At 61.3% G+C, this 25,090-nt stretch carries 18 protein-coding genes; all 18 read right to left on the reverse strand.

Annotation, left to right across the window (positions count from 1 at the left end; translation table 11 throughout):
* Window positions 1-1,693, reverse strand: a 1,693-nt coding sequence (gene ppdK, locus AD930_RS05730) for a pyruvate, phosphate dikinase (protein ID WP_082781723.1), incomplete at its 3' end; no start/stop codon positions are given.
* A gap of 194 nt (window positions 1,694-1,887) precedes the next feature.
* Entirely contained in the window at window positions 1,888-3,990 is a 2,103-nt protein-coding gene (gene ligA / locus AD930_RS05735) for an NAD-dependent DNA ligase LigA (RefSeq protein ID WP_156476876.1), read from the reverse strand.
* Window positions 3,983-5,701: a DNA repair protein RecN gene (gene recN / locus AD930_RS05740; RefSeq protein WP_061491615.1), complete on the reverse strand. Its 1,719-nt coding sequence runs from the start codon at window positions 5,699-5,701 to the stop codon at window positions 3,983-3,985. The genes ligA and recN overlap by 8 nt, the downstream gene beginning before the upstream one ends.
* 146 nt (window positions 5,702-5,847) lie before the next feature.
* On the reverse strand, window positions 5,848-6,837 hold the full coding sequence (locus AD930_RS05745) for an outer membrane protein assembly factor BamD (protein ID WP_061491616.1): 990 nt from the start codon (window positions 6,835-6,837) through the stop codon (window positions 5,848-5,850).
* A 91-nt stretch (window positions 6,838-6,928) separates the two neighbouring features.
* Window positions 6,929-7,909: a UDP-3-O-acyl-N-acetylglucosamine deacetylase gene (lpxC, locus tag AD930_RS05750; protein WP_061505458.1), complete on the reverse strand. Its 981-nt coding sequence runs from the start codon at window positions 7,907-7,909 to the stop codon at window positions 6,929-6,931.
* A 150-nt stretch (window positions 7,910-8,059) separates the two neighbouring features.
* Window positions 8,060-9,616 carry a cell division protein FtsZ gene (gene ftsZ, locus AD930_RS05755; protein WP_061505459.1) on the reverse strand — a complete coding sequence of 519 codons (1,557 nt, stop codon included), beginning with the start codon at window positions 9,614-9,616 and terminating at the stop codon, window positions 8,060-8,062.
* A gap of 84 nt (window positions 9,617-9,700) precedes the next feature.
* Window positions 9,701-11,137 carry a cell division protein FtsA gene (ftsA, locus tag AD930_RS05760; RefSeq protein ID WP_061505460.1) on the reverse strand — a complete coding sequence of 479 codons (1,437 nt, stop codon included), beginning with the start codon at window positions 11,135-11,137 and terminating at the stop codon, window positions 9,701-9,703.
* The gene (locus AD930_RS05765) at window positions 11,134-12,036 is read right to left on the reverse strand and encodes a cell division protein FtsQ/DivIB (protein ID WP_061505461.1); all 903 of its coding nucleotides are present in this window, start codon (window positions 12,034-12,036) and stop codon (window positions 11,134-11,136) included. The genes ftsA and AD930_RS05765 overlap by 4 nt, the downstream gene beginning before the upstream one ends.
* Window positions 12,033-12,974, reverse strand: coding sequence for a D-alanine--D-alanine ligase (locus AD930_RS05770; protein ID WP_061505462.1), 942 nt, complete (start codon window positions 12,972-12,974; stop codon window positions 12,033-12,035). Before AD930_RS05770 ends, AD930_RS05765 begins: the two co-directional genes overlap by 4 nt.
* On the reverse strand, window positions 12,971-13,918 hold the full coding sequence (murB, locus tag AD930_RS05775; protein WP_061491621.1) for a UDP-N-acetylmuramate dehydrogenase: 948 nt from the start codon (window positions 13,916-13,918) through the stop codon (window positions 12,971-12,973). The genes AD930_RS05770 and murB overlap by 4 nt, the downstream gene beginning before the upstream one ends.
* Window positions 13,915-15,345 (reverse strand): UDP-N-acetylmuramate--L-alanine ligase, encoded by a 1,431-nt coding sequence (gene murC / locus AD930_RS05780; RefSeq protein ID WP_061505463.1) that lies wholly within the window; start codon window positions 15,343-15,345, stop codon window positions 13,915-13,917. The genes murB and murC overlap by 4 nt, the downstream gene beginning before the upstream one ends.
* The gene (gene murG / locus AD930_RS05785; RefSeq protein ID WP_061505509.1) at window positions 15,342-16,490 is read right to left on the reverse strand and encodes an undecaprenyldiphospho-muramoylpentapeptide beta-N-acetylglucosaminyltransferase; all 1,149 of its coding nucleotides are present in this window, start codon (window positions 16,488-16,490) and stop codon (window positions 15,342-15,344) included. The genes murC and murG overlap by 4 nt, the downstream gene beginning before the upstream one ends.
* On the reverse strand, window positions 16,487-17,650 hold the full coding sequence (locus AD930_RS05790; RefSeq protein WP_061505464.1) for an FtsW/RodA/SpoVE family cell cycle protein: 1,164 nt from the start codon (window positions 17,648-17,650) through the stop codon (window positions 16,487-16,489). Before AD930_RS05790 ends, murG begins: the two co-directional genes overlap by 4 nt.
* Window positions 17,650-19,065 carry a UDP-N-acetylmuramoyl-L-alanine--D-glutamate ligase gene (murD, locus tag AD930_RS05795; RefSeq protein WP_061505465.1) on the reverse strand — a complete coding sequence of 472 codons (1,416 nt, stop codon included), beginning with the start codon at window positions 19,063-19,065 and terminating at the stop codon, window positions 17,650-17,652. The genes AD930_RS05790 and murD overlap by 1 nt, the downstream gene beginning before the upstream one ends.
* Window positions 19,062-20,156, reverse strand: a complete 1,095-nt coding sequence (gene mraY, locus AD930_RS05800; RefSeq protein ID WP_043553657.1) for a phospho-N-acetylmuramoyl-pentapeptide-transferase — start codon at window positions 20,154-20,156, stop codon at window positions 19,062-19,064. The genes murD and mraY overlap by 4 nt, the downstream gene beginning before the upstream one ends.
* Window positions 20,156-21,541, reverse strand: coding sequence for a UDP-N-acetylmuramoyl-tripeptide--D-alanyl-D-alanine ligase (locus AD930_RS05805; RefSeq protein ID WP_061505466.1), 1,386 nt, complete (start codon window positions 21,539-21,541; stop codon window positions 20,156-20,158). Before AD930_RS05805 ends, mraY begins: the two co-directional genes overlap by 1 nt.
* On the reverse strand, window positions 21,538-23,046 hold the full coding sequence (locus AD930_RS05810) for a UDP-N-acetylmuramoyl-L-alanyl-D-glutamate--2,6-diaminopimelate ligase (protein ID WP_061505467.1): 1,509 nt from the start codon (window positions 23,044-23,046) through the stop codon (window positions 21,538-21,540). The genes AD930_RS05805 and AD930_RS05810 overlap by 4 nt, the downstream gene beginning before the upstream one ends.
* On the reverse strand, window positions 23,043-25,079 hold the full coding sequence (locus AD930_RS05815; RefSeq protein ID WP_061505468.1) for a peptidoglycan D,D-transpeptidase FtsI family protein: 2,037 nt from the start codon (window positions 25,077-25,079) through the stop codon (window positions 23,043-23,045). The genes AD930_RS05810 and AD930_RS05815 overlap by 4 nt, the downstream gene beginning before the upstream one ends.
* Between the last annotated feature and the right edge of the window lie 11 nt (window positions 25,080-25,090).

Raw genomic sequence — 25,090 nt, forward strand, 5'->3', positions numbered from 1 at the left:
CCGCGCCAAAGCGGCGGGCGGTTTCTGCATCTTCCGGCGTTTCTGCGTTGGCGCGCACGCCCAGACGACGCACGGAGTCAGCCCAGCCCATCAGGGTGGAGAAGTCACCGGAGAGCGTCGGCGGAATGGTCGGCACGCGGCCCAGATAGACGGCACCCGTGCCGCCATCCAGCGTCAGCCAGTCACCCGCTTTAAGCGTGTGGCCGTTCACGGTCAGGGTCTGTGCCTTGTAATCCACCATGATGCTACCAGCACCGGCGACGCAGACACGGCCCATGCCACGCGCCACAACGGCAGCGTGCGAGGTCATGCCGCCACGGGTGGTCAGCACACCGCGGGCAGCATGCATGCCATGCACGTCTTCCGGCGACGTTTCGATACGGACCAGAATGACGTCTTCGCCCTTGCTGGCGCGGTCTTCCACATCTTCTGCGGAGAACGCGATCACACCCGTTGCAGCACCGGGAGAGGCCGGCAGGCCACGGGCCAGCTGCTTGCGCTCAGCCTTGGGGTCCAGAACCGGGTGCAGGAGCTGGTCCAGAGACGCAGGCGGCACGCGGGAGATGGCGTCTTCCTGTGTAATCAGCCCTTCCTGCGCCATATCGATGGCAATGCGCAGCGCTGCTGCGGCCGTGCGTTTGCCGGAGCGCGTCTGCAGCAGGTAGAGCGTATTGCTCTGCACGGTGAACTCGATGTCCTGCATGTCTTTGTAGTGACGTTCCAGCAGGTCACGCACCTTCAGCATTTCCTGATAGGCTTCCGGCAGGGCCTTTTCCATCGGGTTCTGGTCAGGCGTTGCGCGTTCAGCCGCCATGGGCTGCGGCGTGCGGATGCCCGCCACCACGTCTTCACCCTGCGCGTTGATCAGATATTCACCGTAGAACACGTTTTCACCCGTGGACGGATCACGCGTGAAGCAGACGCCGGTGGCGCAGTCTTCACCCATGTTGCCGAACACCATGGACTGCACGTTAACAGCCGTGCCCCAGCTTGCCGGAATATCATGCAGTTTGCGGTAGGTGTTGGCGCGCGGGTTCATCCAGGAGCCGAACACGGCGCCAATCGCGCCCCAGAGCTGGTCCTGCGGGTCTTCCGGGAACGGGGTGCCGGTTTCATTCAGCACGATGTCCTTATAGCCCTTCAGGATCATCTGCCATTCTTCGGCTGTCAGCTGGGTGTCATCATCTTTGCCGAGTTCACGCTTGGTCTGTTCCAGCAGATCTTCAAAGCGATGATGAGAAACACCGAGCACGACGGAGCCGTACATCTGGATAAAGCGGCGGTAGCTGTCCCACGCAAAACGGGAATCACCAGAAGAGCGGGCGAGCCCTTCAACCGTCTGGTCGTTCAGGCCGAGGTTCAGCACCGTGTCCATCATGCCGGGCATGGAAACACGGGCGCCGGAGCGCACGGACACCAGCAGCGGTGCGTCTGCATCACCAAAGCGCAGGCCCATCGCCTTTTCTACACGGGCCATGGCGTCATCAATCTGCGCCTTCAGGTCATCCGGATATTTGCGGCCGTTTTCGTAAAAGGCGGAGCAGACTTCAGTGGTGATGGTAAATCCGGGCGGCACCGGCAGGCCGATGTTAGACATTTCGGCGAGGTTCGCGCCTTTACCGCCGAGGAGATTGCGCATTCCGGCGTTGCCGTCGTTCTGGCCTGCGCCGAAACTGTAGATCCACTTGGTCATGTTGCCGTTCACTTTGTTGTTGCGAACGCAGAAGCCTTATTTACCCCGTACGAGAGGGGGAGGGGGAACTAACGGGAAAACAGGCAGGTCTGCGGTCGAAATTTTATTTTTATTTTGGACGACGAATTCCACCCCTTCGCTACCCGATAGCATGGCGCAGATTTTTTGTCCGGGCAACGACTCTTTTTGGCATGTCAGGCAGAAAAATCAGTTTGCTCACCGGCGCAAAAGGCATTCCAGCCGGCCTCATCCAAAGTGGCAATTTTAAGCTCTTCTGCCTTTTTGGCTTTTGATCCTGCTTTTTCTCCCAAAATGACCAGATCAGTCTTTTTGGAAACGGAATCAGACACTTTTGCCCCCATCCGTTCGGCCATGGCCCGGGCTTCCTGCCGGGTGAGGGTATGCAGGGTGCCGGTAAACACCACAGTCTTGCCCGCCAGTGCTCCGCCCGAGACAGCCTCTTCCTCCGTAATAGTCAGAGAGGCGCGCAGGTCGGCCAAAGTTGCGAGATTGTGATCTTCCTGCATGAAGGCCACCAGATCATCCGCAATCACGCTGCCAATGCCGGTAATGGAGCCCAGCTCCAGCCGTTCGTCCGAGCCGATGAGGGCGGCCTTGCGGAGTTGCTCCATCCAGTTCTCATAAGACCCGTAATGCCGTGCCAGCAGGCGGGCATTACTTTCCCCCACGCGGCGAATGCCGAGCGCATAGATAAAGCGGGAGAGAGGAATGGTACGCCGCGCCTCAATGGCCTGCATTAGGTTCCGCACGGACTGCTCGCCCCAGCCATCCCGCTTCATGATCTCATCAGCATGTTCATGCAGGCGGAAGATATCCCCCGGCGTATGCAGGAACCCGGCATCGTAAAATTCCCGGATGCTGCGATCGCCTAAGCCATCAATGTCAAACGCTGTGCGGGAGACAAAGTGGATCAGCCGTTCAACAATCTGGGCCGGGCAGGTGAGGCCACCTGTGCAGCGGCGCACGGCCTCACCTTCCGGCCTGACCGCCAGTGCGCCGCAGGCCGGACAGTGGTCGGGGAAGTGGAACGGCTCCTTCCGGGGGGGGGCATCCGGGTCGGGCGGCACGACACACAGGATTTGCGGGATGACATCCCCCGCTCGCTGAATCTGCACCCTGTCACCGGGGCGCACATCCTTGCGGGCAATTTCATCTTCATTATGCAAAGTCGCACGAGTGACGAGCACGCCGCCCACATTGACCGGTTCCAGATGCGCAACCGGTGTCAACGCGCCCGTGCGGCCAACCTGAATTTCAATGGCTTTCAGGGTTGTGATGGCCTGTTCCGCCGGGAATTTCCATGCCACGGCCCAGCGTGGCGCACGGCCCGCAAAGCCTAGCCGCTCCTGCAGGGTCAGGTTGTCGATTTTGTAGACGACACCATCAATATCATAAGCCAGTGCCGCGCGTTCCTGACTGACCGTGTCAAAAAACGCTTCCGCACCGCTGGCGGCTTCCAGACGTCGAGAGAGCGGATTGACCGGAAAGCCCCACGCTTTCAGCTGTTCCAGATAGTCCCAATGGCTCAGCGTCACTTTTTCCGAGCAGAACCCCATGGCGTACGCGAACAGCGAAAGCGGCCGCCGTGCCGTAACGCGCGCATCCAGCTGGCGCAAAGAGCCTGCGGCTGCGTTGCGCGGGTTGGCAAACGGTTTGCGTCCCAGTTCTTCCTGCGCAGCGTTGAGTGCCAGAAAATGCTCTTTTGAGAGAAAGACTTCGCCGCGAATTTCGATCAGTTCCGGCGCGCGACCCTGCAGGCGCTCCGGCAGATCTTTTAAGGTGCGGAGGTTAGCGGTGACGTCCTCGCCCTCAGTGCCATCGCCTCGCGTAGTGCCGCGCACAAACACGCCGTTTTCGTAGGTGAGGCTGATGGAAAGCCCGTCAATTTTGGGCTCTGCTACAAAAGCCAGTTTCCCGGCATCGTCTTCACTCAGCCCCAGAAAGCGGGTGGCGCGGCTGATGAAGGCTTCAAATTCGTCCTGATCAAACACGTTATCCAGCGAGAGCATGGGCACCAGATGGCGGTGCTTGCCAAACGCGCTGTCTGGCGTGGCGCCCACGGTGCGGGCTGCACTGTTTTCCGGTTCAGCCTCGGGGTGCAGGGCCAGCAGGGCATCATAACGCTTGCGGAGGGCATCATACTCCGCATCACTCACCTCAGGCGCATCTTCCGCATAATAGGCGGTATTGTAACGGCCAATGAGGTCCGCAAGCCGGGCCAGTTCGGCTTTGGCTTGTGTAGTGTCGAGGGAGGTGAGGTCCGGGAAGTCAGTCATTCTCATGTTTCAGCAGGCTGGCGGCTGCGGCGCGGGCGGCATCGGTAATCACATCCCCGGCCAGCATACGGGCAATTTCTTCCTGTCGTTCTGCGTGGCTGAGGGGGGCTGCGTGGGTGGCAGTCTGCCCGTCACGCACAATTTTGCCAATGCGTAAGTGTGCGTCGGCACTGGCGGCAACCTGTGGGCTATGGGTGACGGCCAGCACCTGCACGGTGCGCGCCAGTCTGTGCAGGCGTTCGCCAATGGCGGCGGCTGTGGCCCCCCCAACACCTGCATCAATTTCATCAAACACCAGTGTGCCGATGCCGGACTGGCCTGCCAGCACCAGCTTGAGTGCCAGCATCAGCCGGGACAATTCACCGCCGGAAGCCACTTTTGCCAGCGGGCCGGGCGGCTGGCCGGGATTGGCGGCAATCAGGAACATCACCTGTTCCATGCCCTGCCTGCTCCAGTTTTCGGGCGTAAGCGGCTGAATCTGGGCGAAGAACCGGGCTTTGTCCAGCTTGATGGGCTTGAGTTCTTTAGTGACCGCCTGTTCCATCTTGCGGGCAGCTTTTTCACGCGCAGCAGAAAGGCGGGTCGCTGCCTCTTCATACTGAGCGCGGGCTTCTTTTACGGCCTGTTCCAGCGCGTCCAGCTGTGTGGCCCCGGTTTCCAGCGCGGTCAGGCGGGCAGAGAGGTTAGCCAGAAAAGTGGGGAGGTCATCCACCGTCACGTCATGCTTGCGGGCGGCCGCGCGCAGGGCAAACAGACGCTCTTCAATTTCTTCCAGCAGGCGGGGGTTCGCCTCAGAATCGTCTGCCAGACGGGACAGAAGATTTTCTGCTTCGGCCAGCGCGTTCTCCGCACTTTCAAGTGCGTTCAGAGCCTCATTGGTTCGGGTTTCCAGCGGGTCGATCGCGTTTTTTTCTGCCGTGGGGGCAGGGAGAAGGCGTTGTAGAGCGCGGCTGGCTCCACGGAGGGCCGCAGCCGGGCCGCTGTTGCGTCTGTCACGCGGCGTGAGTTCTGAAAGGGCGGCGGCAATAGCTTCGCCTCGTCGTTCAGACTGTTGCAGGCTGTGGCGTTGCACCGCCAGTTGCTCTTCTTCCCCGGTTTGCGGGTTGAGGGTACTGAGTTCCTCCACCGTATGGCGCAGCCACTCTTCTTCCCGCGCGGCCTCATGCAGGCTTTTGCGCGCAGCATCCAGATCCCGGCTCAGGGTCTGCCAGGTGTCAAACGCGCGGGCTACGTCTTTCAGCAGGCTGCTGGAGACACCATAGGCATCCAGCAGGCCGCGATGGGTGCTGGAATCGGCCAGTCCCATCTGCTCGTGCTGGCCCTGAATTTCCACCAGAGAGACCGCCACCCGGCGCATGAGCGTAATGCCAACCGGCTGATCATTAATCCATGCGCGGGACCGGCCTTCTTTAGAGACAATCCGGCGCAGCATCAGCGGTTCACCCGCTTCTGCCGGAATGCCCTGTTCTTTCAGCAGGTCGTAGGCTGTGTGCGTTTGCGGGATGTCAAAACTGGCTGTTACGCGGGCTTCCTGTGCCCCGGCACGGACGAGTCCGGCATTGGCGCGCTCACCCAGAGCCAGCCCGAGACTGTCCAGCAGGATAGATTTACCCGCCCCGGTTTCACCTGTCAGGGCCGTAAAACCGGCGTGCAGGGAAAGATCCAGTGCTTCAATCAGCACGACGTCCCTGATGGAAAGGTTTGTCAGCATGATGATGTCCGGTCTGAAAGACTGTTCACTATACGTTCTTGCGGCTTATAGCCGTCATCCACCGCTTTGTCTGCCCATAAAACAACAAACCCACGCGGAGGCTGTGGCTCCGGCGTGGGTCTGGTTTTTGTCTCATTCCGCGCTGCTTAACGCAGGACCGGCGCCTGATCGACTTGCGGTTCAATACGCTGCTTTTTAACAGGCTGAACCGGTGCGGCTTTGATATCCATGGCCGCAGGAGCCGGAGCGGTTCCGGCGGCTGTTGGCGGCTGCGTTGTCTCGGCAGGCGGTTTGGTCTGCGCGCTAATCACTTTACCCGGGATAGGGAAGTTGCTGCTGAGCAGCTTATAGCGCTTCAGGTTGCTATAAGCGTACCGATACCATTTGCTGCCCGGATAGTTATAGCCCAGAACAATGCCGGATTTACGGGCCTGATCCGTCAGGCCGAGGTCCAGATAGACTTCGACCATGCGTTCAAGTGCTTCCGGCACATGGTTGGTGGTCTGGAAATCCTGAATCACGCGCTGGTAGCGGTTGATGGCGGCTTCGTAATTGCGTTCCTGTTGGTAATAACGGCCAACCAGCATTTCCTTACCGGCCAGATGGTCACGGCACAGGTCAATTTTCAGCTGAGCATCACGCGCATATTGAGACTGCGGGAAGCGGGTGATGACTTCTTCCAGCGCATCCATGGCTTCCACAGTGCCCTGCTGGTCACGCTTGACGTCTGCAATCTGCTCATAAAAGCACAGAGCGCGCAGGTAGTAAGCATAGGCAGCATCGGCACTGGTGGGGTGCAGGCCAATAAAACGGTTCAGCTGCTGCACGGCTTCGGGGTATTTCCCTTTAAGGTAGTAGGAATACCCTTCCATCAACTGTGCGTTCGCAATGTAGCCGGAATAGGGGTAGTTTTGCTGCAAGACCTCAAACTCGGCAGCTGCCAGCGTGTAGCGCTGGGTCCGCAGAGCATCAATCCCGTTATTATACAGGGTTTCCGGAGATGCCAGTTTAGGAGCCGGAGCGGGTTTCCCTCCGCCAAACAGGCTGCACCCGGACAAGCCCAAAAGCAGACCAGCCGACGCCAGGCGGCGGATGCGGCAGCGAACGGAAAGAGAATTAATGAGGCTCACAGACATTCCGGCTCTTCAAATTGAACTTGTCTTATAGCACGCATGGCGCTCAAGAAAAGAGAATGAAGACGCTCTTTGTATTTTGAGGAAATCCATCTTACGCCGCAGCGAGAGAAAAGCTCGCATGGGCAGGCACATAGCGCCAGGCGGCCGGGTCTGCAAACAGGGCGCGCAGCACCTTGTTGTTCAGGCAATGGCCTGAGCGGTGGCCGGTAAAACGGGCGCGCAGGGGCGCTCCTGCCAGATACAGGTCGCCCACCGCATCCATCACCTTGTGGCGGATAAACTCATCCGGGCAGCGCAGGCCGGAAGGGTTCAGAATCTCGCTGCCATCTACAACAATGGCGTTATCCAGCGAGCCACCACGGGCCAGACCGGCTTTATGCAGAGCTTCAATTTCCTGCCGCAGGGTAAAGGTACGGTTACGTGCCAGATCCTGACGGAAGGTCGCGGGGGTCAGCTCGGTGGAGAAGGTCTGTTTGCCAATAGCTTCTGCGGGGAAATCAATGCTCAGGTCCAGATGCAGGTTCTGGACGGGGGCGGGGCTGAGTTCCACAAAGGCATCGCCTTGTTCAACCCGCACGGGGCGCAGCACATCAATCCGGTGCCGCACAGCCTCCTGCGCCACGCGGCCAGCGCAGTCCATCAGGAAGACAAAATCCGCAGCGGAGCCATCAAATACCGGAATTTCCGGACCATCCACCAGCACCAGAACATTATCAATCCCGCAGCCATTCAGGGCGGCCATCAGATGTTCGATGGTGGCAATCCGGTTGGTCGGGTTGGTCGCGTCGCCCAGAACCGTGCTGAGGCGAGTATCCACCACATAATCGAATCGTGCGGGCAAAAGGGCCGCGTTCAGATCCGAGCGTTTGAACACAATGCCATGTCCGGCAGGGGCAGGCTGAAGGGTGAGCGTAATACGCGCCCCTGTGTGCAAACCCGTGCCCACGCAGGAAATGGCATGGTGCAGTGTATGCTGGACCGCAGGCAGATGTTTTACAGAGGGCTGGGCAGGGCCAGAAACGGGCTCCAGCGTTGCGGAGCGGTTCTTGGGTTCCATAAGCAGACTGTCCATGGCTCTGGCTTCTTTCCTGCGCGGTTTAAAAGACGTGCAGGTTAACGCTAAAGCCCGCCTGCTGTTCTGGCGAGTCAATCATTATTGCCGTCTATTACATAAAAAACCGCGCTGCCCGAAGCGAGCAGCGCGGCAGAAAACTGCGCTTTTTTACTGGCGGCGCAGGAAGGTCGGGATTTCAAGCCCGGCATCATCTGTATCAGCCGGACGCACGCTTGCACCCTGCTGACCAGCCGGGGTGATCGTCGGACGCTGCGGTTCCACAGCCGGTTCGCTCCGCTGTTCCTCAGCACCGCCTGCGCGACGGAAGGCACCCGTCACGCGGCCAAACAGGCTGCGTGAGGACGGCTGGTTGGACTCCGGCAGATACGGAGAGCGCGGGGCTTCCGTAAACAGGCCGGCCCGCGGGGAGGCCACAGGACGCTGCGGCTGAGCCTGTGCCGGAGCAGAGGCTGCGGGAGCCGTGTTGATCTGACCGGGGACGCTGTGTGCGGGCGGCGGAGAGGCATACTGCCCACCCTGCTGCGGCTGGTAAGACTGCGGAGCAGGCGCTGCGGCGGGACGGGGCTGCTGCATGCCAGCATCCATACGCGGCGCGGCAGGCTGCTGCATGGTGGACGAGGGCTGCGCCGGATTGGCCATGACGGACGGACCCGTGCCGGTTGCCTGCGTCTGCTGTTCAGCCTGCGCTTCACCGTCCACAGCTACCAGATGCGGGCGGTCATTCGCCTGCGTGCCGATATCAATCCCTGTTGCCACGACGGACACGCGGATCTTGCCGTTCATGTTCTCATCAATAATGGAACCGAAGATCATGTTCGCGTCTTCCGCCACTTCACGGCGGATACGGTTACAGGCCTCATCCACTTCGAAGAACGTCATGTCTTCACCGCCGGTCACGTTGACCAGCAGGCCCTGCGCGCCGGACATGCAGGTGTCTTCCAGCAGCGGGTTGGCAATGGCGGCCTCGGCGGCTTCAACAGCGCGGTTTTCACCTTCGCCTTCACCCGTGCCCATCATGGCCTTGCCCATTTCCGCCATGACGCTGCGGATATCGGCAAAGTCGAGGTTGATGTAGCCGGGAGCCATCATCAGATCGGTCACGCCACGCACACCCATGTAGAGCACATGATCAGCCATCTTGTAGGCTTCACGCAGAGTTGTCCGCTCGCTGGCCACACGGAACAGGTTCTGGTTGGGAATCACAATCAGCGTATCAACGTACTGCTGCAGTTCCTTGATGCCTTCTTCCGCAATGCGGGCGCGGCGTTTGCCTTCGTAGTCAAACGGCTTGCTGACAACGCCAACCGTCAGAATGTTCCGCTCACGCGCCATGCGGGCAATAACCGGTGCTGCCCCGGTGCCGGTGCCGCCGCCCATGCCTGTGGTGATGAACACCATGTGGCAGCCATCCAGATACCGGGCCAGTTCATCCGCTGCTTCTTCCGCTGCACCACGGCCAACTTCCGGTTTTGCGCCAGCGCCCAGACCGTGGGTGAGGTGCGGGCCGAGCTGCACGCGGCGGTCTGCACGGCTCTTGGCAAGGCTCTGCGCATCGGTATTGGCAACAACAAATTCCACACCCTGAAGGCTGGACGCAATCATGTTGTCAACTGCGTTCGTGCCGCCGCCCCCAACACCGAAAACCGTAATTCTCGGTGAAAAATCAGCATGTGTCTGAGGTGGAACGGTCAGGTTCAGTGTCATGTGGCTCTCCCGGGCAGCTGCGGCAAACTAACGAAGTCTTCAGATGGATGCTAGAGCGAAGTTATCAATATTTCTCAAAGTATATCAAACTCTGTCACGAATAAAAGCGACGAGTTTTTGTAACATGCCGGAGGGAGGCGCCTCGCGGAATTCGACATCCCCAAAGGGACGCTCTGCACTGGCTGCCCAGGAGAGCAGGCCAGCGGCTGTTGCAAATCCCGCAGCGGCCGCCGTGTTTTCCGGAAGGCCCAGAATATGCTTGGGCCGGCCAAGCCGGACAGACCGTGTAAAGGCCGGTCCGCCACTGCGCCCTTTGGCCGCCGAGGCACCCAGAATACGTTCGGCCAGCGGGCGCATGCCATCCAGCAGGGAGGCACCGCCCGTTAGTACAATGCGGCCACTGGCGGCATTGCCCAGCCCCGCACCGTCCAGTTTTTCACGCACCAGCTCCAGCGTTTCCTCCATGCGGGGGCGGATGATACGACCAAGTTGTGCGCGGGAAATCTGTTCAAAATGAGGAACATCATTGCCCAGAAGTTCAACCGTCAGAATTTCATCTTCCACATCGGAGGACAGATCGGCACTGCCGTAAACTGTCTTGAGCCGTTCAGCATTTTCCAGGGAGGTGCTCAGGCCGCGTGCGATATCACGCGTGACGTGCAGGCCGCCGACGCTGATCTGCGCAGTATGGAGAATTTGTCCTTCTCCAAACACGGCGAATGACGTTGTGCCACCGCCCATTTCCACAACCGTGGTGCCGAGTTCCCGTTCATCAGCATCCAGCACGGACAAACCAGAGGCGAGGGGGGAGGAGACCAGTGCTTCCATCTTGAGTTCCGCCCGGCTCAGGACGGTTTCAAGATTAAGCAGCGCGGTGGAGGCGGCATCAATAATATGCAGGCGCGCTTTCAGGGTGTCACACAGATGGCCGCGCGGGTCGGCCACGCCTTCCGTATCATCCACCGTGAAATCAATCGGCAGGGTGTGCACAACATCCCGCCCTTCCACCGTGGCCTGAACGCGGCCCTCCGTGACGACGCGGCGAATATCAGCTTCCGTCACCACACGCCCGCCAACCGGCCAGCGCACATTAAACAGCCGGCTTGCCGGATGCCCGCAGGAGAGGTTGACCACCACCCGGTCAATCGTGCGTTCGGCCATCAGTTCGGCCTGCCCAACGGTCGCACGAATGGCGGCTTCCGCTGCCTGCAGGTCTGTAATGGCCCCGTTCCGCACGCCTGCGGAGCGCCGCCAGCCACAGCCGATCACTTTCAGGCTGCCGTTCGGCTCTCCCTTGCCAATCAGGCAGGTGATTTTGGTGGAGCCAATATCCAGAACAGCAGAGTAGCCATTCCGCCAGGTGCGCGGCCGCTTGTTGGTCTCGGACGGGGGGAGCGGCAGAATGGTGTCATCCCCGCTCATCCGCAGGCTGGAGGAGGCGGATGTCGTGCTGGCCTTCTTGCGCAGGCGGGACTGCGCAGCGGAATTGAGCGAAAAGGACGGGCGCGGGCGGTTGGTCATGCAGGACTTCCCTGCCGGCCAGCGGGGGACGTGCTGCCGGGCTGTGATGGAGACGGTGCGGCATCTGTGCCGGAAGGGGCCGGAGCGGGCTGCGGGGGGCGCTCCCGAATGGTCAGGCGGTCGGGCAGGCGCATATCAATCAGCACCACCGGGCGGTCCAGCAGATGCGTGGAGGCATCCAGCTTGGCCAGCCGGTGAATGGCTGGAATTTCCTCGCCTTCTGGCAGAAAGACTGTGGCACCATCCCGCAGGGTCAGGTTCCAGCGGCGGTCACTCACCCGTACGGCTGCCGTCACATGCTCGCGCACGGAGGGTTCCTGCGTCAGCGCGTCGATCAGAGCAGAGGCGGCATCATTCGCGCCATCACCCACCACCAGCGGCAGTTTGGTAAAGGCTTCGGCATCCTTGCCTGTCATGCCCTGATCCGGCACGCGTTTGCCTTGCCGGTCGATCAGTTCAAAGTGCCCCTGATGCTGCCAGACGGCAAAGGGCGGACGCTCTGTAATGGTGACATCAATTTCGCCCGAGAGATGCCGCTCAACAACCACATGATCCACAAAGGGCAGGGCGTTCAGGCGGTCCCGTGCGTCGGAGACGCTGAAATTTAGCACCGGCTCCCCGACAGACACGCCAAGCGTCTTGCGAATGGCGGAGTCACTGGTGAGTTGCGCGCCCTGCACCTGAATTTTGGTGATGCGTAACGGGGCAGCGCTCAGAACCTTCTCCCGCAGCGGGGCTAGACGTTCCTGCGCGCCGGGCTGCTGCAAATACAGGTATCCTCCTCCCCCCAGTGCCGCCAGAAACAGCATGCCGAACAAGGGGCGGATCAGCCGCTTCTGCCGTCGGGCAAACAGCCCGATGCGTGACGGACGATCAGAAGGGGAAGAGGGGATTCTCATTGCGGACAGGCTGCCTGCTCAACCAGCCAGTTGCACAGTTCCGGATAGCTGATGCCGCAATAGGCGGCCTGTTCCGGCAGCAAAGAGGTGGCCGTCATACCCGGCTGGGTGTTGACCTCCAGCAGCACAAGCCGTGCCGGACCGGGGCCGGTATCATCCAGCCGGAAGTCCGAGCGGGAGGCACCGGAGCAGCCAAGTGCCTGATGTGCTGCAACGGCAATTGCGCAGGCCTGTTTGCTCACGGCGTCATCAATGGCCGCAGGCAGAACATGGCTGGAGCCACCGCTGGTGTATTTGGCGTCATAATCATAAAAATCATGCCCGCCGCCGGGTGCCGGCGTGATGTCTGTGACGGTCAGGGCGCGGTCCCCCATGACACCAATCGTAATTTCCTTGCCGGGAATAAAGGCTTCCACCAGCGCATGCGGGCCATAGCGCCAGTTTTTAACAATTTCCTGCCGCGTATTGGAGCCGGAGCGGACAATGGAAACCCCCACGGAAGAACCTTCGCTCACCGGTTTGACAACATACGGTGCGGGCATGGGGTCGGCTTTGGCCAGATCCTCAATGGCAATCAGCTTGCCTTCTGCCACTGGCAATCCGGCCGCAAGGAAGACAGCGCGGGCAGCGGCTTTGTCCATGGCGGTGGCGGACGCGCGGATGCCGGAATGGGTGTAAGGCACGCCAAGCCAGTTCAGCACGCCCTGAATACAGCCATCTTCGCCATACCGCCCGTGCAGGGCGTTGAAGACCACATCCGGCTTCTGTTCGGTCAGTGTGGTGACGAGTGCCGCCAGATCAGCCCCGGGGTCGAGCGTGCTGACGGTATGGCCAAGGCTGCGCAGAGCCTCAACCACGCCTTTGCCGGAGGCGAGGCTAACCTCACGCTCGTGAGAAATCCCGCCCATCAGAACGGTAATCCGTTTGCTGCTGCTCATGCGGAGGGTCCTTCTGCCTTGCCGATGCGTTTGATTTCCCAATGCAACTGAACGCCAGACTGCTGCGCGACGCGATGCCGCACTTCATCACCCAGACCCTCAAGGTCGGCGGCTGAGGCCTGACCGAGATTGATCAGGAAGTTGCAATGCTTCTCGCTCACCTGCGCGTCCCCGCGCTTGAGGCCACGGCAGCCTGCCGCATCAATCAGCTTCCACGCCTTGTGGAGGGAGATATCCGGGTCCGGGTTACGGAAGGTGGAACCGCCGGTTCTGGCCCGCACGGGCTGGGAGAGTTCACGCGCAGCACGGATTTCTGCAATGCGAGCGGAAATATCCGCCTGTTTGTCCGGCGTGCCACGCAGGCGGGCGCGGATAACCAAAGCGCCTTCAGGCAGGCCGGAGCGCCGATACCCAAACTTAAGCGCACCAGCATCCAGCCGTATCAGACTGCCATCACGCGTGATGATCTCGGCCCAGTCCAGCACGGTGGCGATATCGGACCCATAGGCCCCGGCGTTCATCCGCACGGCCCCGCCGATGGAGCCGGGAATACCCGCCAGAAATTCCAGACCGGCCAGACCAGCCTGCGCAGCATACTCGGCCACGGTGGCATCCAGACAGGCGCTGCCGACCACAAGCCCGTCTTCTTCAACCGTGATGTCAGAGAACCCACGCGCCAGACGGATAACAATGCCATCCAGCCCGCCATCGCGGATAATCACGTTGGAGCAGGCGCCCAGCGCCGTGACGGGGAGTTCGGGAGAGAGGCGCTGCATGACTGACGCAAGATCTTCCGCATCCGCAGGCTGATACAGCCATTCCGCCGCACCACCCACGCGGAACCATGTGCGCGGGCCAAGCGGAGCCTGCGGTGTCAGGCGGCCGCGGGTTTGGGCAAACGCCTGCTGCACCAGATCCGTCATGGAGGCGGAAGACAGGCTCATGCTGCGCGCCCGCCATCGGCAGCGTGCAGCGCCTTAAGCTCTTCCGGCAGCGCCTGCGCCCAGTTGGTGATGGTGCCGGCACCGAGGCACACAACATAGTCACCCGGCTTGGCGATGGCGTTAATCATTTCCGCCAGATGGTCGGGGCTGGAGAGCGGCACCACAGAGCGGTGGCCGCGTTCGCGCAGGCCTTCAATCAGCTTGTCGCGGTTCATGTCCGGGTCCGGCTGTTCACCGGCGGCGTAAACATCGGCCACAATGACGGTATCGGCATCATTCATGCAGGTGCAGAAATCCGGGAACAGCATTTTCAGGCGCGAATATCGGTGCGGCTGCATGACCGCAATCACGTTATTGGCCCCGGCCTGCCGCGCAGCTTTCAGCACGGCAGCAATTTCTACCGGGTGATGGCCGTAATCATCAATCACCGTCACGCCGTTGCATTCACCCGTGCGGGTAAAGCGGCGCTTCACACCCCGGAAGGCCGCCAGACCGGAGCGGATGACATCATCGCTGATATCCATCTCGGTCGCCACGGCAATGGCAGCCAGTGCGTTCTGCACGTTATGGGAGCCCAGCATGGGCAGGCGGAACGGACCGGCCTTGCGGGTGCGGCGGGTGGAGCGGTCTGTCAGCGTGACTTCAAACGTCGCACCCATCTTGTCGGTAATCAGCTTTTCAGCCCGCACGTCAGCCTGCGGGGAAAACCCGTAGGTAACAATCCGATGGTCAGACATGCGGGGGATCATCTGCTGCACGGCAGGATGGTCAATGCACAGCACGGCAAAGCCATAGAACGGCACGTTGGAGACAAACTGGTCATACGCCGCTTCCATGGCCTCGGCAGAACCCCAGTGGTCCAGATGTTCCGGGTCCATGTTGGTGACCACGGAAATTACGGAGGGCAGACGCAGGAAGGAGCCATCGCTCTCATCCGCTTCCGCCACCATCCAGTCGCCTTTGCCCATGCGGGTGTTGGTGCCGTAGGCCTCAATAATGCCGCCGTTAATCACGGTGGGGTCCAGACGCGCGGCTTCCAGCACCGCGGCAATCAGGCTGGTGGTGGTGGTTTTGCCGTGCGTGCCACCAACGGCCACGGACCAGCGCAGACGCATTAGCTCTGCCAGCATTTCCGCACGGCGCACAACCGGGATCAGGCGGCTACGGGCAGCCACTACTTCCGGGTTGTCCCGGCTGACAGCGGTGGAGATAACGACAACCTGAGCTTCCCCCAGATTTTCCGCAGCGTGACCCACCGTGATGGGAATACCCGCAGCACGCAGCCGTTTGACATTGGCGTTTTCCGCAATGTCCGACCCCTGCACGGAATAGCCCAGCATGGACAGCACCTCGGCAATGCCGGACATGCCGATGCCACCAATCCCGACAAAATGAATGGTTCCGATGGAAAGGGGCAGGGCTCTCATGCGCTGAACTCCGTCTGGCTGGGAGGTGTCGGATAGGCGGGCGAGGGGGAAAGGTGCAAGCATTCTTCTACAACATCGGCCAGGCGGGTGGCGGCATCCGGGCGGGCGAGTGAGGCTGCGGCGGCCGCTGCGCGCGCCAGCTCTTCCGGGGCCGTAAGGAGGTCATTCAGGCGGTCAGCCAGTGTGGCGGCGGTAAAGTCCGGCTGGCGGATCATCCAGCCAGCGCCCGCTGTGGTGATGGCGCGGGCGTTTTCACTCTGCTCATCGCTTGCGGCGATAGGCAGGGGCACCAGAATGGAAGGGCGGCCAGCGGTGGTGATCTCTGCAACAGAGGAGCCACCAGCACGGCCAATTACCAGATGCGCGCTCTGCAACAGCGCAGGCACATCATTCAGGAACGGTTCCACGCGGGCTGTAATGCCCATATCGGCATAGGCCTTGCGCGTGGCATCCACATCATCTTTCCGCGCCTGCTGCGTGACGTGCAGGCGAGCGCGCAGTTCTTCGGGCAGCTTGCCGAGGGCGGAGGGCACCACTTTTGCAAACACGCTGGCGCCCAGAGAGCCACCCCAGACCAGCAGGTTGATGGTCTGATCCGGCATGGTCCAGCCTTCACCCGCTAGGGCAGCAATAGCCGGGCGGACCGGCATGCCGGTAAAGGCCGTGCGCGCGCCAATCGGCAGTTTGGCGACGGAGGGGAAGGACGTGGCAATCACATCCGCAAAGCGGGACAGCACAGCGTTGGCCTTGCCCAGAACGGCATTGCCTTCATGAATAATGAGGGCCGGATGTTTGCGGCCCAGCAGGCGCGCGCCGAGCAGCGGCGGCACGGAGGGATAACCGCCAAACCCCACCACAGCGTCCGGTTGCACGCTGCGCAGAATGGCACGGGCCTTCCATGCGCTGCTCAGCAGGGTGAGGCCAGCCTTGAACGCGCGCATCGGGCCACGGCCAGCCACACCCGCACCGGGCAACACATATTGCGGGCCACGTGAGAAGACGCCCGCCGTGCGCGCACCGGCGCGGGCATCCGTCATCAGCACCAGTTTGTGGCCGCGTTCGGCCAGAGCATCGGCCAGAGCTTCAGCCGGAAAGAAATGTCCGCCGGTGCCGCCAGCGGCAATGACGATAGTGCGTTGGGTCATACGGGCCGCCATTGTCTGAGAGTGGTCATGAAGCCTCCGCTGCGTGGCAACCGTTCACCCGGCTGATGCCGCGTGAGAGCCAGCACCATGCCCACGGCCAGCGCCACGGACATAGCGGAAGACCCGCCATAGGAAATGAAAGGCAGCGTCATGCCCTTGGTGGGGATGAGATGCAAGGAGGACGCCATATTCACGAAGGCCTGCAAGCCAAAACCCGTCACCAGTCCGGTGGTGGAAATGACGATGAACGGGTCATCCTCACGGATCAGCCGGAGCAGGGTGCGCACCACAATTACGCCAAAGACGCAGATGATGAGCATGCAGACAATCAGACCATATTCTTCCCCCGCCACAGCGAACACAAAATCCGCATGGGCGTCAGGCAGCAGATCCTTCACGCGGCCTTCACCGGGGCCACGGCCCGTCAGGCCGCCATTGCCGAAGGCGCGGAGTGCGGTATCAATCTGGTAATGGTCGCCCACGTTGGGATGCAGGAAGCGTTCCACGCGGGAGCGCACATGCGGGAACAGGAAGAAGGCGGCAATGCCTGCGCCAATCATGACGCCAACGCCCAGCCCCACCAGAATGAGGTTCAGACCGTCCACAAAAAGCTGTGTCATGAACACGGTGGTGATGACTGTGAGCATCCCGATATCCGGCTGGGATTTGAGCAGCATCAGAATGACGCCAAACAACGCGAAGGCCAGCAGCATACCCGGAAAATAGCGGGAAATGCGGCGCTGCGTGAGCAGCCAGCCCGTCACTACTGCAAAGCAGGGCTTAAGAAATTCTGAAGGCTGGAGCGACATCAGCGGCAGGGCAATCCACCGCCGCGCGCCTTTGATTTCAATCCCGTGTACCAGCGTGAGGGCCGTTGCCCCCAGCATCAGCGCGCCGCCCAAAAGGGACAATCTGAGCACCGTTTTGCGGGAGAGCATGGAGACACTCACCACAATCAGCCCCGCAATTGTGAGGAACATCACCTGTTTGAAAATAAACATGTTGCGGGAGGCGCCAATACGCACCGCAACCGCCGGGCTTGCGGCCAGCATCAGGATATAGCCGAAGCCGATCAGGATGAACGCGCAGATAAGCGTCGTCCGGTCCACATTGCGCCACCAGCGCCCAAACCGGGAGTCATCAATGCGGGAGCCTGCCATCAGTCGGCCTTTCCTGTTTGCGGCTGTTCCGTCACCGTGCGGGCCAGTTCCAGAAAGCGCAGCCCACGGGCTTCAAACCCGGAAAACTGGTCAAAACTGGCGCAGGCGGGAGACAGCAGCACGACGGGCGTGCCAGTGTTCCGGGCTGCGTCATAGGCTGCGGGCACAGCACTTTCCAGCGTGCCGGAGAGTGTGAAAGGCACGCCGTGCGCCGTCAGCGTTTCCGCCAGTTGTGCGGCATCCCGCCCTATGAGGAACGCATGGACAATGCGTGGGAAATAGGGCGTGAGCGAGGCAATGCCACCCTCTTTGGCCATGCCACCAGCAATCCAGATCAGCCGGTCATAACAGCCGAGGGCACGGGCGGAGGCGTCGGCATTGGTGGCTTTACTATCATCAATAAAGGCCACGCCGTCCTGCTCGGCCACCAGCTTCTGGCGGTGCGGCAGGCCGGGGAAGGAGAGAACGGCCGCGGCCAGTGCAGCGTCTGGCACGCCTAGAAAGCGCGCCATGGCACAGGCAGCGGCGGCGTTTTCCGCGTTATGGCTGCCGGGCAGAGAGGGGCCAAGGCGGGCAAGGCATTGGCCTGCCTGCCAGATGGCGTTGTCCTGCCCGTACACATCACAGTCCGGGTTGGCGCCGGAAATAGTCACGCACTGCGCGGGGCCAGCCTGAAGGGTTTTGGCAATGTCCCGGCAGTAGTCATCATCCACGCCAATCACCGCCAGATCCTGCGCGGTCTGATGGGTAAAGACGCGGGTTTTGGCGCGGGCATAGCCTTCCATGCCGGCGTGGCGGTCCAGATGGTCCGGGGTGAGGTTCAGCAGGCAGGCGGCATCAAAATGCAGCGTGTCCAGCCGTTCCAGCATGTAGGACGACATTTCCAGCACATACACGCCGTTATCGGGCAGCAGAGGCAGCGCTAACGCGGCGGGGCCAAGATTACCGCCAGCAGCAACCAGCACACCGGCTTCCGCCAGAATATGGGCCAGAAGCGTGGTGGTGGTCGATTTACCATTGGTGCCGGTAATACCAGCAAACCGCGCCTTGCTTCCCGCCTTGCGGACTGCCCGATAAAGCAATTCTGCATCGGACAGGATCGGCACGCCAGCCTCCTGCGCCATAATGGCGACAGGATGCGCCTTGGGCAGCACATGCGGAATACCGGGGGAGAGGACGAGACCATCGGCGCCAGTCAGGCTCTCGATCGGCGCGGAGGTAATGCGGGCGGCAGCGTCTTGCGGGAGGGCAGTTACAGCTTTGGCGAGCGCTGCACGGGCAGCCTCGCCATCATCCCACGCCTGAACTGTGGCCCCGCTTTGTGCGAGGGCGCACACGGCGGGCAGACCGTTCCGGCCCAGCCCCAGCACAACAAAATGCTGGCCGGTAAAAAGAGTGGCGGGAAAATTGCTCATCTCAATTTCAATGTGGCGAGACCACACATCCCCAGAATGACAGAAACAATCCAGAAGCGGATGACAATTTTGGGCTCGGCCCAGCCCTTTTTTTCAAAATGGTGATGGATGGGAGCCATCAGGAACACACGCCGCCCGGTGCGCTTATACCAGAACACCTGAATAACGACGGAGAGCGTTTCCACCACAAACAGGCCGCCCACAATGCACAGCACCAGCTCGTGCTTGATGGCCACAGCCAGCGCACCCAGAGCGCCACCCAGAGAAAGAGACCCGGTATCGCCCATGAAGACGGAAGCCGGAGGCGCATTAAACCACAGAAAGCCAAGACCAGCCCCCACGAGTGCGGCGCAGAAAACCGCCAGCTCCCCGGTGCCGGGCACGGCATGGACCTGCAGATAATCCGCAAACACATGGTTACCAACAATGTAGGACAGGATGGCAAACACCAGAGCAGCGATCACCACCGGCACAATGGCCAGACCATCCAGCCCGTCCGTAAAGTTTACGGCGTTGCCAAAGCCGGTAATGGTGATCATGGCAAAGATGGGATAGGCAAACCCCAGCGGCAGCAGCAGGTCTTTCACAAAGGGGAAGGCGAGCTGATTGGTCAGATCATCCGGCATCAGGCTTTGCAGGAACCAGCCGCACAGCAGGGACGCAGAGAACTCACACCCCAGCCGCATCCGTTTGGACACGCCATCCGTATTGCGGCGGGCCAGCTTGCGGTAATCATCCGCAAAGCCCACAGCGCCAAACGCCAGTGTGGTGAGCATGACGGCCCACACAAAGCCGTTTTCCAGGTCACCCCACAGCAGGGTTGAGCCGAATAGGGCAATCAGGATCAGCACACCGCCCATGGTGGGGGTACCGGTTTTTTCCAGCAGATGTCGCTCCGGGCCAAGCGCGCGGATCGGCTGACCCCCGCGCTGAATACGCCGCAGCATGGCAATGAGCGGGCGGCCCAGCATCAGGCTGATGGCGAGTGCTGTAAAGCAGGCCGCTCCGGCCCGGAACGTGATGTAGCGGAACAGGTTGAGCAGCGGGATATGTGCGTCTGTCAGCGGGTGAGAGACCAGAAAATATAGCATCAGGCAGGCTCCACGGCGCTCAGGCTGCTCAGAGCCGTAATGACATCCCGCATGCGGCTCCCCAGACTGCCTTTAACCAGAATTGCGTCTCCCTTACGCAGAGCCGCGCAAACCAGAGGAGCCAGAGTGGCGGCGTCTTGCGCCCAGGCACCCTGCGCCGTTTTGGGCAGGGCATCAAAAAGGGATTTCATGTGGGGTCCGCAACAGAAAACAAGATCGGCACCGTCGGCGGCGGGTTGAGCCAGCGCCTGATGCTCGGAGAGGGAAAAATCGCCCAGTTCACGCATATCGCCCAGAACGGCAATGCGGCGTGTGGCCGGGAGATGACGAAGAACATCCAGCGCCGCGCGGATGGAGGCGGAGGAGGCATTATAGCTTTCATCCAGCAGGGTCACGTCCCCGCCGGCAATCTGGGCTAACGCACCGCGTCCCTTGCCGGGGCGGAAGCCGGTGAGAGCCTGAGCGGCTTTGCTCAGATCCCCGCCCAGAGCCGCACACACGGCCAGTGCCGTCAGCGCGTTGCGGGCCAGATGCGTGCCCGGTGCGTGGAGCGTAACCGGCACAGAACGGCTGCCTGCATGGGCAGTAAACTGACTACCGCCTTCAAGGACTTTCAGACCGGACAGGTGCACAAAGCTGTCCCGCTTCAGGCCGGTATGCCACAGGGTGGCATTGGCCTGCCGGGCGGCTGCGGCAAAAAAGGACTGGCCCTGAGCATCATCCGGCACAATGGCTACGCCGCCGGTCGGCAGGGCGGTAATCAGTTCCGCTTTTTCCTGCGCAATGGCGTCCACGCTGCCCATATAGCCCAGATGGGCCGAGCCAATGGTGGTGATGACGGCAATATCCGGGCGGACCATACTGGCCAGCGGCAGGATTTCCCCGGGATGGTTCATGCCGATTTCACTGATGCAGAACTCTGCATCACGCGGCATCCGCGCCAGCGTGAGCGGCACGCCCCAGTGGTTATTGTAGGAGGCTTCTGCCGCGTGGGTAGCCCCGAGGGCCCCAAGGCACAGCCGCAGCATTTCCTTGGTGGTGGTTTTGCCAACACTGCCGGTAACCGCCACCATCTTGCCGGTAAAGCGCGCGCGTGCGGCATGGGCCAGAGCTTGCAGGCCGGCCATGGTGTCCGTCACGACCAGCAGGCGCGGGTCCGTGCATCCTGTGGTGTCATGCACCAGCACCGCTGCCGCCCCTTTATCCAGAGCGATGGCAATGTGCGCGTGCCCGTCGCTGTTATCGCCTTTCAGGGCGACAAACAGATCACCGGGGGTCAGTGTCCGGGTGTCAATGGAAATGCCCGTCACAACTGGCGTGCAAGGGCCTGCAAACCTGCCACCGGTGGCGGCTTCCAGTTCGTCACGTGTCCAGAGAGCCGTCATGCCGGGTTTACCTGTTTTGAGGTGGCGCTGGTCTGAAGGCTGGCCAGTTCGCGCAGCACGGCGGCATCATCAAACGGATGAACTTCTGTGCCGATAATCTGCCCTTGCTCGTGCCCTTTGCCGGCCACAACCAACACATCATCCGGGCCGAGCATGGTCAGAGCTTCGGCAATAGCCTGCCTGCGTCCACCAATTTCCAGCGCATCTGGTGCGCCCGTGCGCACTTCCGCGCGGATGGCGGCGGCGTTTTCCGTGCGGGGATTATCGTCCGTAATAATGGCGATATCAGCCCCGCGTGCGGCTTCCTGCGCCATCAGCGGGCGTTTGCCCCGGTCACGATCACCGCCCGCGCCAAACACCACAATTAGCTTGCCCCGCGCATGCGGACGCAAAGACGCCAGCAGGCGCGCAAGGGCATCCGGTGTGTGGGCATAATCTACATAGGCACTGGCCCCGTTGGGCAGCACGACGGCACGTTCCATGCGCCCGCGCACCCCGGTGAGCTGCGGCAGCAGAGCGATAATGGCGGGCAGGGATGCCTCATCGGGTACCGCAAGGGCTGCGGCCAGCAGGGCGTTGTCGGTCTGGAAACGGCCCGGCAGAGCCAGCGTGATAGTCTGACGCTGGCCGCAAACGTCCAGTTCCAGTTCCTGCCCGGAGGGTAAAGGTGTGTGGCGCAACAAGCGCAGCGTGGTGCCGTTCTCGCCGGTCAGCCGCAGAGTGAGCTTGCGCCGCGTGGCAATGGCGCGAAGCTCTGCCAGCGTCTGAGCATCCATATCGGCATTGGCAACCGCCAGACCGCCTTCCGGCAGAACTGTCTCAAACAGTTTCAGCTTGGCGGCGCGGTAGGCTTCCACCGTGCCGTGATAGTCCAGATGGTCGCGCGTCAGGTTAGTAAACCCGGCAGCAGACAGATGCAGGCCATCCAGCCGCCCTTGTTCCAGCCCGTGGGAGGAGGCTTCCAGCGCCACATGCTCAACCCCGGCCTGCGCAAGGGCCGCCAGACCGTTGGCCAGTGCCACCGGGTCCGGCGTGGTGAGGGACGGCATGGTAATACCCAGACCGTTCACACCTGTCAGACCAAGCGTGCCCACACCAGCGGTTTTAAGCCCCTGCAAGGCCCAGAGCTGACGGAGGAAATCCGTGGTGCTGGTTTTGCCATTGGTGCCGGTAATCGCCACGAGGCATTCTGGCTGACGTCCAGCCAGCGCTGTCGCCAGAACGGCCAGAACATGGCGCGGGTTGTCTGCCAGCACGAGCGGGCAGGGTGCGACATCCGCAGGCCAGACCGTGCCGGTTGGCGCCAGCACAGCGGCGGCTCCGTTCTGCACCGCAGCGGCAATAAAGGTCCGACCATCGACCTTAACGCCGGGCAGGGCGGCAAACAGCGTGCCGGGTTTGACGGCACGGCTGTCCGGCGTGATGGCGGTAATGACCGGATCATCCTGCGTTCCGGTCGCCGTAAGGCTCATCATCTTGAGAAGGGTGGAAAGGCGTGTGGTCATTCGTCCATCACCTCCTGAGCCTGTTTTTTCAGAGCAGCTTTCTGGGCTGCGCGTTCTTTTTGTTCTGCGGCCTTGGCTGCCCGGTGTTCGGCTTCCGCCTTGCGTGGGTCTCCGGGGTCATTGCCCGGCCCAAGCGGGCGCACGCCACGGGGCACCGCCGGGTGCATGGGCAGGGCCATGCTGGCGTCAATCTGGGCTGCATGCGCCGTATCCGGGAAGATTTGCAGCATTGGCCCAATGCGTGAGACAATTTTGGAAACGGTCGGGGCCGCGTTCCAGCCTGCCGTGGTCCAGCCGTGGGTCTGCGGTGTCGGCTTGGGGCTATCCAGCATGACATACACGGCGTAGCGCGGTGCGTTCATCGGGAAAATGCCGGTAAAGGCCGAGATGTTGACGTGTTTCAGGTAGCCGCCATGTGGACCGATTTTTTCCGCCGTGCCGGTTTTCCCGCCGACAAAATAGCCGGGTGATTCTGCCGTGCGGCCGGTGCCGCCGGTGACGTCCAGACGCAGCAGGCGGCGCAGCAGAGCGGAATTTTTTTCAGAAATAACCCGCTGGCCCTGCGGCACGGCCAGACCGTCACTCCCGACGGTGGTTCTATCCATGCTGGTGTCAGCTTCCGCCTGTTCCAGCGCGGCGTTCTGCACACCCTGAGACAGCGCAGCCTCCTGCGTGGGGGCGGGACCTTCTTCTTTTTCCAGCAGGGTGGGGGTGACGAGAATGCCGCCATTCACCGTGGCTGCCGTGCCGCGCACAATGGCCAGCGGCGGCTCGGCCATACCGTGCCCGAACCCGACCGTCATGGTGGTGGAAATGCCCCACTGATGCGGCACCAGCGGACGCGCGGCTTCCGGCAGTTCAATCGGCACCGGGGCAAAAAAGCCCATGTCACGGAACCATTGAGCCTGCCGCGTGCCACCCACATCCAGCGCGATATGAGCTGCTGCCGGGTTGGAGGAGAACGCCATCACTTCCGGCAGGGTCATCCACGGGGCGAAATGGTCGTTCTTCATATCCGAAATGGTGAAGCGCCCAATATGGATCGGCGTGGAGGAAAAGCGGTCCCAGATATGAATGGTGCCGGTTTCCAGCCCCATGGCCGCCGTTTGCAGCTTGAAGGTTGAGCCGGGTTCATACAGGCCGGTGACAGCACGGTTGAAGCGGGCATCATTGGTGGCGTGCGAAAATTCGTTCACGTCATAATCAGGCAGGCTGACCATGGCGATGATTTCACCTGTGCGTACATCCATGACAATGGCGCAGGCCCCAATGGCCTGAAAGGTGCTCATGGCGTTGGCGAGTTCATCCCGCACCACGGACTGAACGCGTACGTCCAGTGAAAGCCGCAGTGGGCGATGGTCGCTCATCAGGCGTTTGTCAAAATAACGCTCAACGCCGGCAACGCCGTGGTCATCAATATCCACAGTACCCATAATCTGCGCGGCCATGTGGCCCAGCGGATAATGGCGGCGTTCGCCTGCTTCAAAATAGATCCCCGGAATGCCCATGCTGTTGATGGCCAGTTCCTGCTGGGGCGTAATATTGCGGGCGATATACACAAACTGTTTGGGCAGGGAGAGCCTGCGGGTGGTCTCTTCCTCGTCCAGATCTTTCAGGACGGTTTTCAGTTTTTTGGTGACGTCCTGCGGGTCAATCAGTTCCTGCGGGTTGGCGTAAACCTGCGCGACCGGCAAAGACAGCGCGAGTGTCTGGCCATTACGGTCCACAATGGACGCCCGATGCACCTGCGGGAGAGAGAAGTCTCCGGCCAGACTGCCTTTGGGGTCGATTTTAGGAATTTCCGGAACCTGCGAGGCAATTTGCCGCTTTTCCGGTGCCATGGGGTGCAGAACTGTCGCGATGGACAGTTTGACGGCAACAACAGCAAAAAGCAGGCAAAATCCGCCTGCAACCCCCAGCAATCTGACATGCATCTGGTCCCGATGGGCACGCGCACGAAGATCCTCACCCGTAACACGCACAGTGCGCGTCACGGGGGGCGGGGTATCATAATCGTGCGGCGGAACGGCCATATCGGGTTGAA

The organism is Acetobacter malorum (assembly GCF_001580615.1).
GTDB lineage: Bacteria > Pseudomonadota > Alphaproteobacteria > Acetobacterales > Acetobacteraceae > Acetobacter > Acetobacter malorum.